Below are 14,893 nucleotides of genomic sequence, written 5' to 3' on the forward strand. Positions count from 1 at the left end.
TGCGCCACCAGCCCCCACCCACCGGCACTCCGCGCACAACCCGAACCACCCACCCCCAACCCGCTCCACACCCCACCCGCACCACTCACCCGGCCCCCCTCAACACCCACCCCGCTCACGTGACCGCCTCGCTCTCCGTAGCCGCCAGGTCGATCGCCGGATGGTGGCACGCCGCCATGTGCGAGCGCGGCCCGACCAGGCCGGGGGCCGTCGTACGGCAGAGGTCGCTCGCCGGCGGGCAGCGGTCCGCGAAGCGGCAGCCGGCCGGGAAGTCGGCGGGGGAGGGGACGACACCCTTGATCTGGGTCATCCGCTCGGCCGCCGATTCGAGGGACAGGACGCTGCCGAGCAGGCCGCGCGTGTAGTGGTGGGCCGGTGACTCCACCAGGTCGGCGGTCACGCCCGTCTCCACGATCTGCCCGCCGTACATCACCACCACCCGGTCGGTGACGTCCGCGATCAGCGCGAGGTCGTGCGAGACGAGGACGAGAGCGAAGCCCAACTCCTCGCGCAGCCGCAGCAGTAGCTCTATGACCTGTGCCTGCACGGTGACGTCGAGGGCGGTGGTCGGTTCGTCGGCGACGATCAGCTTCGGGTCGCGGGACAACGCCAGGGCGATCAGCACGCGTTGCCGCTGGCCGCCGGAGAGTTCGTGCGGGTAGCTGCGCAGGGTGCGGTCCGGGTCGAGGCCGACCAGCGTCAGCAACTCGCCTGCCCCGCGGTGCCCTCCGCGCCGTATCACCTGCTTGAGCTGGGCGTGGATCGTCATCGCGGGGTTCAGGGACGAGAGGGCGTCCTGGTAGACCATGGCCATCTCGTGGCCCAGCAGCTTGCGGCGGACGCGCATCGGTTCGCCCACCAACTGCCGCTGGTTGAAACGGACTTGGCCGCGCACCCGCGCGCCCTTCGGTTCCAGGCCCATCACCGCGAGCGCCGTCAGCGATTTGCCGCAGCCCGACTCGCCCACCAGGCCCAGGACTTCACCCGCCCGCACCTCGAAGCTGATGCCGTCGACGATGTCCACGCCGTGGTGCCGGCCCTCGAAGCCGATGGCGAGGTTCTCCACCGCCAGTACCGGTTGGCCGTCGGGGTCGGGCAACGGCCTTGCGCGGGACCGGAGTCGTAGTGCCGCCTCCGTCAGGCCGGGGAGCGGGAGGACCTCGCCGGTGCCCGGTTGCGGGGCGTCGAGCGGGTCCTCGTCGTGTCGTACGTCCACCTCGCGCGCGGCCGGGGCCGCCCACGCGTCCGAGACTCCCTCGGACAGTATGTTCAGCGAGAGGACCGTGACCAGCATCAGCAGGCCGGGGAAGACCGTCGCCCACCAACCCCCGGTCAGCACCGTGTTCTTGCCGTCCGCGATGACACTGTCCCACGACGGGTCCGGGGGGCGTACGCCCGCGCCGATGAACGACAGCGACGCCTCGAAGACGATCGCCTCGGCGACCTGCACCGTGCAGAACACCAGGATCGGGGCGGCGCAGTTGACGGCCACGTGCCGGATCACGATGTGCGGGGTGCGGGCGCCGATCACCCGCTCGGCGGTCACGTAGTCCTCGCCGTACTGGTCAAGTACGTTGGCCCGTACGACCCTTGCCACCGGCGGGGTGAACAGGAACGCGATCGCGCAGATCAGTACGGTGATTCCGCCGCCGAAGACCGCGACCAGGACGGCCGCCAGCGCGATGCCGGGGAACGCCATCACCACGTCCAGGCAGCGCATCAGCGTCTCGTCGACGCGCTTGCGGGCGGTCGCGGCGATCGCGCCGATCAGCGCGCCGACGACGAGGGCCAGCGCGGTCGCGCCCAGGCCGATCGCGAGGGACCAACGGGCGCCGTACATCAGCCTGCTGAGGATGTCCCGGCCCAGGCTGTCCTGGCCCATCCAGTGGTCGGCGGAGGGGTGTCCGGTGCCGTCGACGGGGAGTCGCTGGTCGAGTGGGTCGTGCGGGGCGAGGATCGGTGCGAACAGTGCCACCAGCACCACGACCGCCAGGAAGCACACCGCGACCTTCGACAGCAGCGGCAGCCGGCGCCGGCCGCGCAACCGGATGCCGGGCCGGGACAGGGTCTCGGCGAGGCCCTTGCGGGAGAACTGGGGAAACTGAGTGAACATCAGGAAGCATCCCTCAGGCGCGGGTTGACCAGCAGATAGAGGATGTCGATGACGAGGTTCACGACGACGAACCCGGTCGCCGTCGTGAGCACCACGCCCTGGACGACGGCCGGGTCGCCGTTCTGCACGGCGTCGATCATCAACTTGCCCATCCCGGGGAGGGAGAAGATGGTCTCGATGACGACCGCTCCGCCGAGCAGGTATCCAACGCGTAGGCCCAGCACGGTGAGTGGGTTCATCAGCGCGTTGCGGAGCACGTTCCGGCCGACCACCACCCTGGGTGGCAGTCCGCTGCCGATCGCGGTCCGGACGTAGTCCTTGTCCAGCTCCTCGACCACCGACGTCCTGACGATGCGCGTGAGTTGGGCCGCCACCGGGAGCGAGAGGGCCAGCGCCGGGAGTGCCATCGTCTTGAGCCAGCCGGTGAGGGAGTCCGCCGGGTTGATGTAGCCGCCGGTCGGGAACCAGCCCTGGTCGACGGCCAGGTACTGGATCATCAGCAGCGCCAGCCAGAAGCCCGGTGCCGCGACCCCGGTGAGCGACACGATCCGGATGATCTGGTCGGGCAGCCGGTCGCGGTAGATGGCCGCCGTCACCCCGCCGAGCAGTGACAGCACGACCGCGATCCCCAGGCCCAGGAAGGTGAGTTGGAGGGTGAGCGGCAGCGCGGTGGTGACCTGGTCGACGACCGGGGCCCGGGTCAGCGCGCTGGTGCCCAGGTCGCCGTGGAGGAGCGCGCCCACGAAGCGGACGTAGCGGAGAGGGAGGGGATCCAGCAGGCCGTTCCGCTCGCGGAAGTCGTGCAGTTGCTGGGGTGTCGGGTTGGCGCCCTGGAAGAACGCGGACGCCGGGTCGACGTCCGAGAAGCGCATCACCACGAACACGAACAGCACGATGCCGAGCATCAGCGGCACGAGCAGGACGACACGCCGGGCCAGGATCCTGACGACGGTGGCCATGGGTCAACAACTCCTGTACTGGTCAACTCCTGTACGGCTGGACCCACTTGGCCTGGAGGACGTTTATGCCGGGGTAGGGCTGTGCCCTTATCCCCGTCAGCTTCCTCGGGTCCCAGGCGGTCATCAGCTCGTTGTGGACGACCGGGTAGAGCACGGCCTGTTCGGCGACGATGTCGATGTAGTCCTGGATCATCGTCTTCTTCTTCGCCGCGTCCGGCTCCCGCGTCGCCCGGTCCATGTCCTTGAAGAGCTGCTTGGCGACGGAGTTCCCGGCCCAACGGGCGTAGCCCATCCACAGGTTCTGGGGGCCGTAGTTGTAGTGCATGATCAGGTCGGCGTCGAGGCCGAACTGGTTGGGGTTCGAGGCGGCGGCGACGACCTGGTAGTCCTGCTTCTGGTCCATCTTGGTGAAGACGGCCGTGGTCTCCTGCGGGGACAGCGTCGTCCTGACGCCGATCGCGTCCCAGGACGCCTTGATGGTGGGCAGGCAGTCGACGATCCAACTCACGTTCACCGAGATGATGTTGACCTTGAGCCCGCTGACCCCGGCGGCCTTCAGCAGCGCCTTCGCCTTGTCGGGGTCGTAGTCGTAGACCGTCTTCGCGCGCCGGTAGGCAGGGTTGCCCTCGTTGAGGAACGACGAGGACGGCTTTCCGTGCCCGCGCAGGGCGACTTGGACCATCTTGCCGGTGTCGATGGCGTAGTGGAGCGCCTGACGCACCCGTACGTCGTCGAAGGGCTTGTGCTGGGTGTTGAACATCAGGAACAGGTTGTTCATCCCGGCGCCGCCCGCGACCGACAGCCCGCCGCTGCGCAGCCGTTGGATGTTGGCGTAGGGGATGTTGTCGGCGATCTGCGCGCCCGCGCTCGACCCGGAGATCCTGGCGACCCGGGGAGCCGCGTCGACGATCGTCAGCCAGTTCATCGTCTTGAAGGCGGGCGGGCGAGGGCCGTTGTAGGCGGTGAACGCGGCGAAGGTGGTGTTGGACTTCGGGTGGTGCGCGGTCTGCCGGTACGGCCCCGAGCCGACCGCCTTGCCCTTGATCGCGTCGTCCCAGGCGCCGGGCTTGGAGAACACGTGCTTCGGCATGATCTTCGCGAGGGTGAGCCGCGAAATCCCTTCCGGAAAGGGGAACTTGAGGACCAGCTCGACGTTCCGCGCGTCGATCTTCCGCGCCTCCTTCAGCCAGCCGGCGAAGAAGCCCTGCGCGAGAGTCGCCGTCTTCGCGTCGAGGATGCGGTCGTAGACGAAGACGACGTCGTCGGCGGTGACCGGCTGCCCGTCGTGGAACGTGGCGCCCGCGCGCAGCGTGAACTTCCACGAGGTGCCGTTCGTGTCCTTCGGCACGGCCGTCGCCAGCGCCGGGTAGGGCGCGCGGGTGATCGGGTCGGTGTCGATCAGCCCCTCGTAGACGTGGTTGTTGCCGGCCATGGCGAACGCGGACGCGGTCTGCGTCGGGTCCCAGCTGCCGTCGTTGCCGTAACCGATCACCGCGGTCAGGGTGCGGTTCTTGCCGGTGCCCCCGCCGCCGGTGTCGTTCGTCGACTGCGGCCCCGACGAACAGGCCGTCAGGGACGAGGAGATCGCCGCCGCCGCGCCCAGCGCGCCGGAGTACTTCAGGAACGCCCGGCGGTGCAGCGCGGGCACGCTCCAGGTCACGTCTTCGCGCATGGTTACTCCAGGAGGTACGACGTCCTACGTCCTGCGGTCAGCGCGACCATAAGAGCGCCCGTGAGGGCGGTCAAGGCGTCGCACACGAATGGCGTAGCCGTCAGAGGTCGGACCAATGGCGGTTTGAAAAGGCGCGCGAATGGCGCAAGTTGACCCCTTCACCGGTCCGGCCGAGGCCAGACATGGGATGTGGGACCTCTGGGGCGTGTACGATGCGGCGCATGTCCGGGGAGCCAAGGAACAGTCGGATACAGCGCGAGGTCGTGCGGCTGATCCTCGACCGCAGGCTCCAGCCCGGTGCGCCCCTGCCCACCGAGGCCGAGCTGATGGACGACCTCGGCATCAGCAGGAACTCCGTCCGCGAGGCCCTCAAAGCACTCCAGGCCCTCGACATCGTGGAGATCAGACACGGCTACGGCACCTACGTCGGCCGGACTTCCGGCTGCCCGCCGACCGCGCCGAGGCGCATGCCGTCCTCGCCGAGGTCTGGAGCCGCTCGCTCACCGAACGCGTCGAGATCGCCTGCGGCGGCGGCCGGGGCCGCACCGGCACGGCACTCGCCTGCCTCGCGGTCCTCGACGGGGTCCCGGCGGGGGAGGCGGTCGCCTATGTCCGCGCCCATTACGACCGGCACGCGGTGGAGACGCCGTGGCAGCGGCGGTACGTACGACGGTTCGGGGCGCCTTCAGGGGCGGCGCGCCCGGAAACGTAGGCCGCCGCTCTCCGGGTGCAGGCCGACCGCCACGTCCGTGAAGCCGGCCCGCTCCAACCGGTTCGGGAGCGTCGCCGGATCGAGGGTGTTCATGGTGTCCCGGAAGTGCAACAGCCGGAAGCGCAGGCTCGGTTGGCTGTCACTGCCCGCGAAGGTGCCGCCGGGGCGCAGCACACGGTACGCCTCGGCGAAGATCCGGTCCTGGTGGGCCGCCGTGGGCACGTGGTGCAGCATCGTGAAACAGACGACGGAGTCGAACGACCCGTCGGGCAACGGCAGTTCGGCCCCGTCCGCGTGCAGGACGTCCGCCCGGTCGCCCCACTGGGACCGGAGCAGCCGGGCGCTGTCGGCGTCGATCTCGGCGGCGGTGAGGTGCTCGACCCGCTCGACGAGGACGCGGAGGTTGGCGCCGTAGCCGGGGCCGATCTCCAGTACGTCGGCGCCGAGGTCCACGTGTTCGAGGGCCCAGGGCAGGATGCGGTCCTTCGTGGTCTGCGCCCATTCCGCTGAGCTGCACAGCTTGCGGTGGGCTCGGTTCATCGGCATACGTCGACGCTAGGCGGGGCGGGCGCGTGTCCGCCACGGGCTAGGCTGCCGTGTCATGTCGCGGAACGGACAGGAGCGGGAGCGCCGGTTCGACACGGCCGTCCTCGTCGGCCAGTTCGTCATGCCGCGCGGCACCGCCTTCGCCACGCACTGCCATCCCGACCACCAACTCCTGTGTTCTGAAAAGGGGTTGCTGCGGATCCGGAGCGAGCACGGGACGTGGCTGCTGCCGCCGTCGCTGGCCCTGTGGATCCCCGCGCACGTCCCGCACGCCACGGAGTCCGAGGGCGATGCCGTCATGCGGGGTGCGTACGTCGACCCGGTGAGCTGCCCGCACATCGACTGGCGGGATCCCACGGTCGTCGCGGTCACCCCTCTTCTGCACGCCCTCGTCGTGCACTTGGACCGCACGGACCTGGCACCGGACGCCCGTTCACGCGCCGAGCCGGTGCTCCTCGACGAGCTGCGTCCGGTGCCGGTGACCAGCGTGTCCGCGCCCGAGCCGCGTGATCCCCGGGCGCGGACGGTGGCGGCGGGGCTGAAGGCCCACCCTGCGGACAGCCGGCCGCTCGCCGACTGGGGCGGTCAAGTCGGCGCCAGCGCGCGGACGTTGGCACGGCTCTTCGTCGCGGAGACGGGCCTCGGCTTCGGACAGTGGCGGGAACGGCTGCGGATGCAGGCCGCGTTGCCGTATCTCGCCGAGGGGCTGCCGGTGGAGTCCGTGGCACGGCGGGTGGGATACGCCTCGGCGAGTTCCTTCACGGCGGCGTTCCACCGGGTGGTCGGGGTGACACCGAGGCAGTACTTCCCGCGCTGACGGCGGTATCCGTTCGTCACCCCTGACGCGCTCCCCCTCGCATCTCCCCGTCTCCCCTCACATCGCCAGGGTCATGACCAGCCGGTCCTCCCCGGGCCCGAAGTAGTCCTTCTCCACGCCTTCTTCCGAGGAGAAGCCGAGCGAGCGGTACAGCATGATCGCGGTGGCGTTCGTCGGTTCCACCGTCAGGCGGACCTGGTGGATGTGCTCGGTGCGCAGCCGCCGCAGCGCCTCGACCATCAGGCGCCGGCCCAGACCCCGGCCCTGCTGGTACGGGATGACGGCGAGGCTCATGATCCAACTCACGTAGCCGTCCGAGGTGTTGACGAACAGGACGTAGCCGAGCAGGCCCTCGCCGTCGTCGAGGACGAGGATGCGGTCGCCGTGGATGTCGACCAGCTGTCTGAGAACGACCTGTGTGTACGGCTCCTCGGGGAAGGCCTCCCTGTCCACCCGGAGCAGCTCGGGCAGATCGGCCACGGTGACGCCCCTCAGGGTCAGCGGGCGTTCGCCGCGGTCGGCGAAGAATGCCTGGTCAGTGCGGCGCCCCAAAGAAGGGAAACGTTCCTCCGGAAAGGGCGTCATACTGCCTCCTGGGGGTAGGAAGTCACGTGCGCGTTGACGACTCGTACGGGTGGTACGGGCGAGACGCGTGCGTCCTGCCTTTCTGGTGGGTTCAGCAGGGTTCCACCCATCTTGAGTGGGGCAATCCGGCAGTTCAAGGCCGAATCAGGTCGCATGATTGTATTCGCCACGATGCGCCCCCCGTGCGCCCCGGCGACAGCTGTGACTTGACGTAGATTGGCCTACGAAATTGACGAGAGGTGTACGTCGCGCCTGCGATGTTGCTATCGTGGGCTGGTGAAAAATGCGGAAGTCGCCTGGAGCGCGTTCGATTCGATCGCATATGTAGATCACAACTACCGTGACCTACAGGCGGAGGACGCGGAGATCCTGACCATTGTCCGGGATCATTTCGCGGGCCATTTCCGGAACCAGGCCGTCGGCCCGGTTTACGGCATCGATGTGGGCGCCGGCGCCAATCTCTATCCCGCCCTGTCCATGCTGCCGTGGTGCGACGAGATCACCCTCTTCGAGCGCTCGTCCTCGAACGTGGCGTATCTGGCGAGCCAGGTCGACTCGTACGCGGCGAACTGGGACCAGTTCTGGGACGCCCTGTGCGGGAACAAGGACTACGAAGCCTTCGACGCCGACCCCCGCGAGAGATTCCGCAAGGTCGTGAAGGTCGAGCAGGGCAACATCTTCGGTCTTGAGCGGTTCGGCGGCCGGTGGTCCGTGGGGACGATGTTCTTCGTCGCCGAGTCGATGACCTCCTCGTACCAGGAGTTCACCCTGGGTGTGGAGCGTTTCATGCGTGCCCTGGCCCCCGGGGCCCCCTTTGCCGCCGCTTTTATGGAACACTCCAAGGGTTATCACACGGGTGAGCAGTTCTTCCCCGCGTGCGACGTGGGGGAGAACGAGGTGCGGGAGAGTCTTCAGCCATTCGCGGACGAGTTCAAGGTGCAGCGGCTCAAAAGCGAGGCCGGGCTGCGGGACGGCTATTCCGGAATGATCCTCTCCTATGGCTGGCGCGGGAATTCGGACGGACCCGTTCCGAGCCGCTGACCGGGTCGATCGGGCCGATCGGTGAATAATCTTCACAACAGAAGAGGGATATTCCTCGGCTGAGGGCAGTGCGGTCTGTGTGAGGGGCATGGAATGGAGATCAAGCCGCGGCAGCATCTGCTGGACATCTGGCAGGCGGTCGCCCGTCACTCGTTCGACGGCGGTGAGTGGGCCTGGGGCAAATGGGGCGGCGAGAGCAGTGTCGCCGATGCCGAGCGGCTGCTGTGCCTGCTGTATCCGGCGACCGAGCTGCCGTCGTTCCGGCTGGACGACCCCGACACCACCCTGAGCGACGTCCAGCAGACGCTGAAGCGGGCGGGCGGGCGGCTGGAGATTCCGGCCAACCTCGTCACGGCCGCCGCCGAGTTCATGCGCACCCACACCGACGACAAGAGGCCCACGTTCGCGGGCGGTTACTACTTCCAGTCCCGGGACAAGGAGCAGGACCTCACCGAGGAACAGCGTCAACTCGGTGTCACCGACTCGTTCTCCATGTCGATCACGCTCTGCCTGGCGCTGCTCGGCTTCCTCAAGGTCTACGAGTCGAAGACCCGCCGCGGCGACATGCAGGAGACGATCAGAGAGCTGAAGACCGCGACCAGCAACCGGCTCACCGCCGCCATGGTGAGCCTGCTGCGCTCGTTCACGGTCAACGTCTACGACACCGACTCCTCCCAGGGCCAGACGCTCTGCGAACTCCTCGGCCAGCGGCAGCTGTCGACGCGTCAGGTCCTGGAGAAGTTCCAGCGGCGGTTCCGGCCGCTGCGCGCCGCGATCATCGAGAGCTTCATCCTCGGCCTCGACGTCCAGGAGGCGCTCAAGGACGAGAGCCAGCTGTTCGAGTGCGGCTGGGCCTGGAGCCTGGTGCGGGACGCGCCCGAGGTGGAGACCGAGGAAGCCATCGGGCCGCAGCCCTCCGGCGTCGCCAACCCGGTGCCGTACCTCTATTTCACCGTGGTCGCGCTCGACGGCATCCAGGACCTGTTCTCGGACCGCACCCTGACCCTGGGCCTGCTCAACACCGAACAGCAGAAGCTCGCCGAGGCGTTGCGGCTGCGGTGGGAGATCACCCAGCAGTACTGGTCGCGCATCGCCCGCTTCGACCGCGACCGCTGGCCCCTGGAGGACATCCCCTGGCGTACGACGGGACAGAAGCTGGAGTCCGAGTACTTCTCCCTCTCCGTCGCCGCCATCCTCGTGCACGACCTGATGCGCCGCCGGGCCACCGACGACGACCTGACCCGTACCGTCCGCGTCATGGAGCGGCTCGCCGAACGCGGCCGTATCACCAGCCGGATGACGCGCGACGACCCCATGATCCAGCTGCACAACCCGGGCGTCACCCTGCCGCTCCAGGGCGGCGGCACCATCGGCCCGCCGATGGACTGGACGATGAGCGACTTCTCCGCCCAACTCCTCAAGCGGACCGTCCAGTTGTGCACGCTCTCCCGCAACCTCTCCGCGCACGACCGGCTGCTCAGGCTGGCCGAGGACATCTTCGGCCATGTGTGGCGGCGCCGGATGGGCGACGGCGAGGGCGCCGGCCTGTGGGACAACGTGCACGCCATCTACCCGGAGACCGCCCTCACCGAGGGACCGGTGTCCTGGAGCATCACCGAGCGGGTCACCGAGGTGATGGTCCAGGTCCACAACATGTACGCACAGCCACCGATCCGCAGCCTCGAACTCACCGAACTGGCAAGGGCGTTGCTCAGCGAGTCCACCCACCTCCTGGGCAACGAGCAGATGGCGCCCGCGCCCAACTCCGACGGAAAACGTGGCATGCAACTGAGGGGAATCGAGGTCAAGTTGCGCCGCGCCCGCGCCCTGGTGGACGAACAGCCGGGCACCGCCTACTCGTTGACACTCGACGTGTTAGGCCAGCTCGACGCACTCGCCCGGGCCCGCGAAGCCGCCGCGGTCCAGGGAGTGTGACCCGTGCTGATCTTCGCCGCCTCCGACAAGGGAGGCACGGGCCGCTCCGTGACCAGCGCCAACCTCGCCTACCAGCGGGCGCTGCTCGGGGACGACGTCTGCTACCTGGACTTCGACTTCGGCTCGCCCACCGCCTCCGCCGTCTTCGACGTGCCCGACGCCCGCCAGGCCGCCGAGGACCGCGGCCTGCACTCGTACCTCATAGGCGAGATCAGCGAACCGCTCAGGATCGACGTCTGGGCCGACACCGAACACCGGGTACTGCGCAACCAGCCGCCCGGAGCAGGCCGGTTGATCCTCATGCCCGGCGACCTCAGCGGCGGCGAGTTCGCCACCTCCGGGGACAACCTGCGCCGCTGCGTGGACCTTCTGCTGCGCCTCAACGGCGAGTTCGACCTGATCGTCGTCGACCTCAGCGCCGGCCGCAGCTACGCCGTCGACATGGCGCTGGCGGCCACCGCACAGCGGTCGATGAGCGGCGTCCAGGCCCGCTGGCTGGTCTTCCACCGCTGGACCCGCCAGCACGTGGAGGCCGCCGCGAGCCTCGTGTACGGCAAGCGGGGCATCCTCGCCCACGGCGTCGCCCGCGGCCACGACGAGGACGAACTGCGCGGCGCCATCCGCTTCGTACGGGCCGCCGTACCTGATCCGGACTCGGCGCTGTGGTCGCAGGCCACGCCCACCCAGTCGGCGTGGATGGAGCAGTGCGACACCGAGTTGAAGCAGCTCGCCTCGCACCACGGCATCGGGTACAGCCAGGTGCTCGGCTCGGTTCCGCTGGAGCCGGTCCTGCAGTGGCGTGAGCAACTCATCACCGACGAGGACGTGTTGGACAGCCAGATCGCCACCATGGAGACCTGGCAGGCGCTGAACGACCTGGCCGCGCGGCTCACCGACGACAAGTACTGGGAGGAGGCATGACGGAAGCCGTCTTCCGGGAGACGACCGCGGACCCGGGCACCCAGTCCGTGCCGCTGGCCCATCTCTCGCTGGAGTTGGGCCACCTCTACATGGAGGACTTCGAGGCGGGCCCCGAGCGGCTGCGCGAGCACTTCGCCGAGGTGCGGATCTGGGTGGACGCGGCCCGCGCCTCCGCCGCCCGCCGCACCGGCGGCAAACGCCCCCGCATCAGCACCTGCTTCCTGATCGACGACTACTTCAGCCGCTTCTCCACGCCCGCCGAACTCATCCCGCTGGTCCTCGAAGAGGCCGAGCGGGCCGGCATCGTCATCGACTACCTCGCCCGCGAGTCGGGGTGCGCGGTCGCCGACCGGATCGAGCTGGCCGAGTCCGTCATGCACCGCCTCGTGGAGTCGCCGCCGCCGGGCAGCCACGGCTCGCGCCCGCCGGTCAGCCAGACCGGCTGGCTCGCCAACGGCCAGCGCACCAGCCCCACCCGCAGCGCCCTCGCCGAGATCGTCACCTGGCAGCCGCCCCAGGAGACCGCCGCCCGCAACCACTCGGTGTTCATGGACGTCGAGTTGTGGTCCGAGACGGACAAGGGCCGCCTGTGGTCCTGCCCGTTCCTGGCCGCCGTATGGCAGTTGGCCCGCCTGGGTCTGCTACGGCACCTGGGCGAGCCGGTGCTGGTCCCGCGGGCCTGGACCGACGGGGAGTTCCCGCGCGACTGGGACCGGCTGCCGCCGCTGCTCAAACTCAACGACTCCCGGGTCGCGTTCAGCGCGTACCGCACCTGCACGCTGATGGCGAACCGCTTCCTCGCCGTCGAGGACGCCGTACGGCTCATCCTCGACCAGGTGGACGTCGACTCCGAGGCGCTCCAGCAGGTCGCGAAGCGGTCCGCGGCCGAAGGCGTCGCCGTACCGGAGGCGGTGGCGCAGCGCGCCACGTACGTCTTCTACGAGGAGCCCGCCAACCCCGTGTCGCCCGACGGGACGTGACATGACGACCCCCGGACAGTCCGCGCGGTCGGTGCTCGCCTGCGGCGAGGTGCGCACCTGTCTGCTGCCGTCCTTCCAGGCGCTGGACGGCAGGGCCGCCGCCCAACTGCTCAGGCTGCGCGCCGACGAACACGTCAAGGTCTCCGAGCGGCCCAACCTCTACGCCCGCTCGCCCGAGGTCCTGACCGGCGTGGACTGCCGGCTGCCCACGTCGAACGGCGCCAAGGTCCGGGCCGTCGGTACGGTGATCGCCCGCGCCGCGCTCACCGAGGGCCGGGTCCTGCAGTCCACCGCCTACTTCAGCGCACCGGCGGGCGGCCCCGACGTGCGCCGTCCCTGGGGGCACTACCTCGTCCGGCCCGGGGTGGTCGAGCCCTTCGGGAAACTGCCCCAACAGGCCATCGCGGACGGTGTGTTGCGGGGCGGCGGGCGCGGCGACCTGGACCTGGGGATGATCTCCGAGGGCCTGCTGGCGCAGTTGGTGCGGCATCCGCTCCTCGACCACAAGGCGCCGTTCAAGTCCCGCCGCACGCACCTGCGTTGGGCCGCCCGGCGGACGCCCGACGGCGAGGAGCCGTCACTGGACCGCTTCACACTGGCGGAAGACGGCCTGCGGACCGTCGAGTTGAGGGTGCCGGAGACCATCCCGGCCGGCGCGGTCGCGGGGCTGTGCGAAGACCTCGCGCTGCACGACTGGCTTTTGACGACGGTGGTGCACATGCTGGAGAACAGCCGGCTCGGCGCGGCGGACGGCCCCGCGGCGGTCCTGGCGCTGCGCCCGGCCGTCGATCACCTGCTGCACCTGTGGATGCCGCGCGCACACGTGGACCGCACGCTGGGACACCTGTGGGACGTACTGGAGCGGGAACCCGGCTTCAGCCGCCAATGGGAGAACCTTCGCCAGCGTATTCGGGACCAACTGGCCATACAGGCCATTCCGTTGCTGCACCAGGCGCTGAGCACGCGCTGACGGGGCGGCACGAACCGCACAACCGACGGGGGAGGCTCGACATGAACGGAGCGACGACAGCGGGAGCAGACGGCCTACGGTCCGTACCGCAACAGGACCAGGTCCAGCACAGGTCGAAGCTGTTCCTCAAGACGCTGTTCGCGATCTTAGCGGGAGGCGCCGCCTTCTTCGTGACCAACGTCCTGAACGAGGACAACGGCGTCCTGTGGCAGTGGACGATGTCCATCGTCCTCGGCTGCGCGACCCTGATCGTGCAACTGCTCGTGGACTTCGGTGAGCGGCTGGAGGCCGTCCAGGAGAGCCAGAAGCGGCGCATCCGTGACATGAAGGACAGCCTCTCCGCGCATCACACGGAGATGCGGGCGGCGGTCGACGAGAGCTTCGCCAAGATCAACGCCGCGACGGAGCTGTACAGCAAGGTCGACGGCTCCGTACTGCGCTCCGACGAGGTGACCCGGCTGGTCCTCGGCTACACAAAAGTGGGCGAGCAGGGGGCGGACATCGTAAAAGCCTTCGCCGAGGAGGAGTTGGGCCGCCTCGCCCTCCTCATGGAGAACCTCGGCAACGGCACGGCGGACTGCCCCGGCGAGAACCACGAGTGGCTGATCGACCTCACCAAGTGCGTCAAGCGGACCCTCTACGCCACCAGCACCTCCGTGGACCGCGACTTCTGGTCGAGCGAGCCCGCGCGGCGCTATCTCGTCGCCCAGGAGACGGCGATCAAGACCCGGCGGGTGGAGGTCCGGCGGGTGTTCCTCGTCGACGAGGAGGCGGAGGTCACCGGCAGCCTCCGCCAACTCTGCGAGAGACACCGCAAGTTCGGGATCGACGCGCGTATCGCGGTCCGGGCCCAGCTGGAACCGACCGCCCAGATGAACTCGTTGAACGACTTCATCGTCTTCGACGGCGAACTCTGCTACGAGACCGAGCCCGACATCCGCGTCATGCCGGCCAAGACGACACTGAAGCTGACCCGCGAACACGTGGAGGAGCGCGTCAACCGCTTCGACGTCCTGTGGGAGGCGACGGAACCGGAGCCGGAGCCGGAGGGAGGAAGGGCGGTCACACACCCCGCCGGTCAACGGCAACAACCGTGACCACCACGGCAACAACCGTGACCACCACGGCAACAACCGTGACCACCACGGCGACCGCCGCCCACACCGGCGGCCAGTTCCACGAAGGCCGCCTCCAGAGAGGCGTGCTCGGTGGCCAACTCCCGGAGCACGAAGCCGTGTTCGTGCGCCAGTTCACCGATGCGTCCGGCGCCGCCCCCGGTGACCTTCAACGTCTCCTCGTCCCCCGCGCGTGACGGCGGAAGGCTTGACCGCTGATCGTGGCGCTCCCGGTGGTCGGCGCCACAAGTCCCAGCAGCATCCGCGGAGTTGTCGTCTTGCCGGCGCCGTTCGGGCCGAGGAATCCGGTGACGTGTCCGGGCCGGACCGTGAAGGACAGTGCGCGTACGGCGGTGGTGGGGCCGTACCGCTTGGTGAGTTCGTTGGCTTCGCTCACGGGACCACGGTGTCGCGGGCGGCCGGTCCCCGGCATCGGCCCGGCGCTGACATTCGGCCGGCGTCGATGTCGACCCTGGTTGTACGTCTCCGGGCCGATGACCGCACCCGCCCCGCGCTCCTACGATCGT

The 14,893-nt window shown here is 69.1% G+C and carries 13 protein-coding genes and 3 pseudogenes; 10 read left to right on the forward strand and 6 right to left on the reverse strand.

Features of this window, described 5'->3' with window-relative positions; all coding sequences use genetic code 11:
- Positions 1–115: 115 nt before the first annotated feature.
- From ACIQBL_RS32585 to ACIQBL_RS32595, 3 genes are read right to left on the reverse strand one after another with little or no spacing between them, the layout of a single operon-like run.
- Positions 116–2,113, reverse strand: a complete 1,998-nt coding sequence (locus ACIQBL_RS32585; protein WP_401948018.1) for a dipeptide/oligopeptide/nickel ABC transporter permease/ATP-binding protein — start codon at positions 2,111–2,113, stop codon at positions 116–118.
- Positions 2,113–3,072 carry an ABC transporter permease gene (locus ACIQBL_RS32590; RefSeq protein WP_401948021.1) on the reverse strand — a complete coding sequence of 320 codons (960 nt, stop codon included), beginning with the start codon at positions 3,070–3,072 and terminating at the stop codon, positions 2,113–2,115. Before ACIQBL_RS32590 ends, ACIQBL_RS32585 begins: the two co-directional genes overlap by 1 nt.
- A 22-nt stretch (positions 3,073–3,094) precedes the next feature.
- Positions 3,095–4,744 carry an ABC transporter substrate-binding protein gene (locus ACIQBL_RS32595; protein ID WP_401948024.1) on the reverse strand — a complete coding sequence of 550 codons (1,650 nt, stop codon included), beginning with the start codon at positions 4,742–4,744 and terminating at the stop codon, positions 3,095–3,097.
- 212 nt (positions 4,745–4,956) lie between these two features.
- Between ACIQBL_RS32595 and ACIQBL_RS32600 the strand changes: the two are divergent.
- Positions 4,957–5,193: pseudogene (locus tag ACIQBL_RS32600) on the forward strand (FadR/GntR family transcriptional regulator); the annotation flags it as partial.
- Positions 5,160–5,456 (forward strand): annotated as a pseudogene (locus tag ACIQBL_RS32605) (protein phosphatase); the annotation flags it as partial. The pseudogenes ACIQBL_RS32600 and ACIQBL_RS32605, both read left to right, overlap by 34 nt.
- Here the strand turns inward: ACIQBL_RS32605 and ACIQBL_RS32610 are convergent.
- Positions 5,430–6,002 (reverse strand): class I SAM-dependent methyltransferase, encoded by a 573-nt coding sequence (locus ACIQBL_RS32610; protein ID WP_401948026.1) that lies wholly within the window; start codon positions 6,000–6,002, stop codon positions 5,430–5,432. The pseudogene ACIQBL_RS32605 and the gene ACIQBL_RS32610 sit on opposite strands and share 27 nt — an antisense overlap.
- Positions 6,003–6,057: 55 nt before the next feature.
- On the opposite strand from ACIQBL_RS32610, the gene ACIQBL_RS32615 reads away from it, so the two are divergent.
- Complete coding sequence (locus tag ACIQBL_RS32615) at positions 6,058–6,819, forward strand: AraC family transcriptional regulator (RefSeq protein WP_401948029.1); 762 nt, start codon at positions 6,058–6,060, stop codon at positions 6,817–6,819.
- Positions 6,820–6,876: 57 nt separating this feature from the next.
- Here the strand turns inward: ACIQBL_RS32615 and ACIQBL_RS32620 are convergent, their stop codons facing one another.
- The gene (locus ACIQBL_RS32620) at positions 6,877–7,404 is read right to left on the reverse strand and encodes a GNAT family N-acetyltransferase (protein WP_401948031.1); all 528 of its coding nucleotides are present in this window, start codon (positions 7,402–7,404) and stop codon (positions 6,877–6,879) included.
- A gap of 276 nt (positions 7,405–7,680) precedes the next feature.
- Here ACIQBL_RS32620 and ACIQBL_RS32625 point away from each other — a divergent pair, with 276 nt between their 5' ends.
- The 7 genes from ACIQBL_RS32625 to ACIQBL_RS32655 all read left to right on the forward strand — a co-directional run bounded on the left by ACIQBL_RS32625 (position 7,681) and on the right by ACIQBL_RS32655 (position 14,563).
- Entirely contained in the window at positions 7,681–8,445 is a 765-nt protein-coding gene (locus tag ACIQBL_RS32625; protein WP_401948795.1) for an SCO2525 family SAM-dependent methyltransferase, read from the forward strand.
- A gap of 93 nt (positions 8,446–8,538) precedes the next feature.
- Entirely contained in the window at positions 8,539–10,380 is a 1,842-nt protein-coding gene (locus ACIQBL_RS32630; RefSeq protein WP_401948034.1) for an SCO2524 family protein, read from the forward strand.
- 3 nt (positions 10,381–10,383) lie between these two features.
- Positions 10,384–11,301, forward strand: coding sequence for an SCO2523 family variant P-loop protein (locus tag ACIQBL_RS32635; protein ID WP_401948036.1), 918 nt, complete (start codon positions 10,384–10,386; stop codon positions 11,299–11,301).
- A complete protein-coding gene (locus tag ACIQBL_RS32640) occupies positions 11,298–12,281 on the forward strand; it encodes an SCO2522 family protein (RefSeq protein WP_401948038.1) in 984 nt (327 codons plus the stop codon). The genes ACIQBL_RS32635 and ACIQBL_RS32640 overlap by 4 nt, the downstream gene beginning before the upstream one ends.
- Before the next feature lies 1 nt (position 12,282).
- Positions 12,283–13,251 (forward strand): SCO2521 family protein, encoded by a 969-nt coding sequence (locus ACIQBL_RS32645; RefSeq protein WP_401948041.1) that lies wholly within the window; start codon positions 12,283–12,285, stop codon positions 13,249–13,251.
- 41 nt (positions 13,252–13,292) lie between these two features.
- On the forward strand, positions 13,293–14,348 hold the full coding sequence (locus ACIQBL_RS32650; protein ID WP_401948044.1) for a hypothetical protein: 1,056 nt from the start codon (positions 13,293–13,295) through the stop codon (positions 14,346–14,348).
- A gap of 17 nt (positions 14,349–14,365) precedes the next feature.
- Positions 14,366–14,563, forward strand: coding sequence for a hypothetical protein (locus ACIQBL_RS32655; RefSeq protein WP_401948046.1), 198 nt, complete (start codon positions 14,366–14,368; stop codon positions 14,561–14,563).
- On the opposite strand, the pseudogene ACIQBL_RS32660 reads toward ACIQBL_RS32655, so the two are convergent.
- Positions 14,551–14,763: pseudogene (locus tag ACIQBL_RS32660) on the reverse strand (ATP-binding cassette domain-containing protein); the annotation flags it as partial. The gene ACIQBL_RS32655 and the pseudogene ACIQBL_RS32660 sit on opposite strands and share 13 nt — an antisense overlap.
- Positions 14,764–14,893: the final 130 nt, after the last annotated feature.

Origin of the sequence: Streptomyces sp. NPDC088350 (genome assembly GCF_044753545.1) — a bacterium.
Taxonomy (GTDB): Bacteria; Actinomycetota; Actinomycetes; order Streptomycetales; family Streptomycetaceae; genus Streptomyces.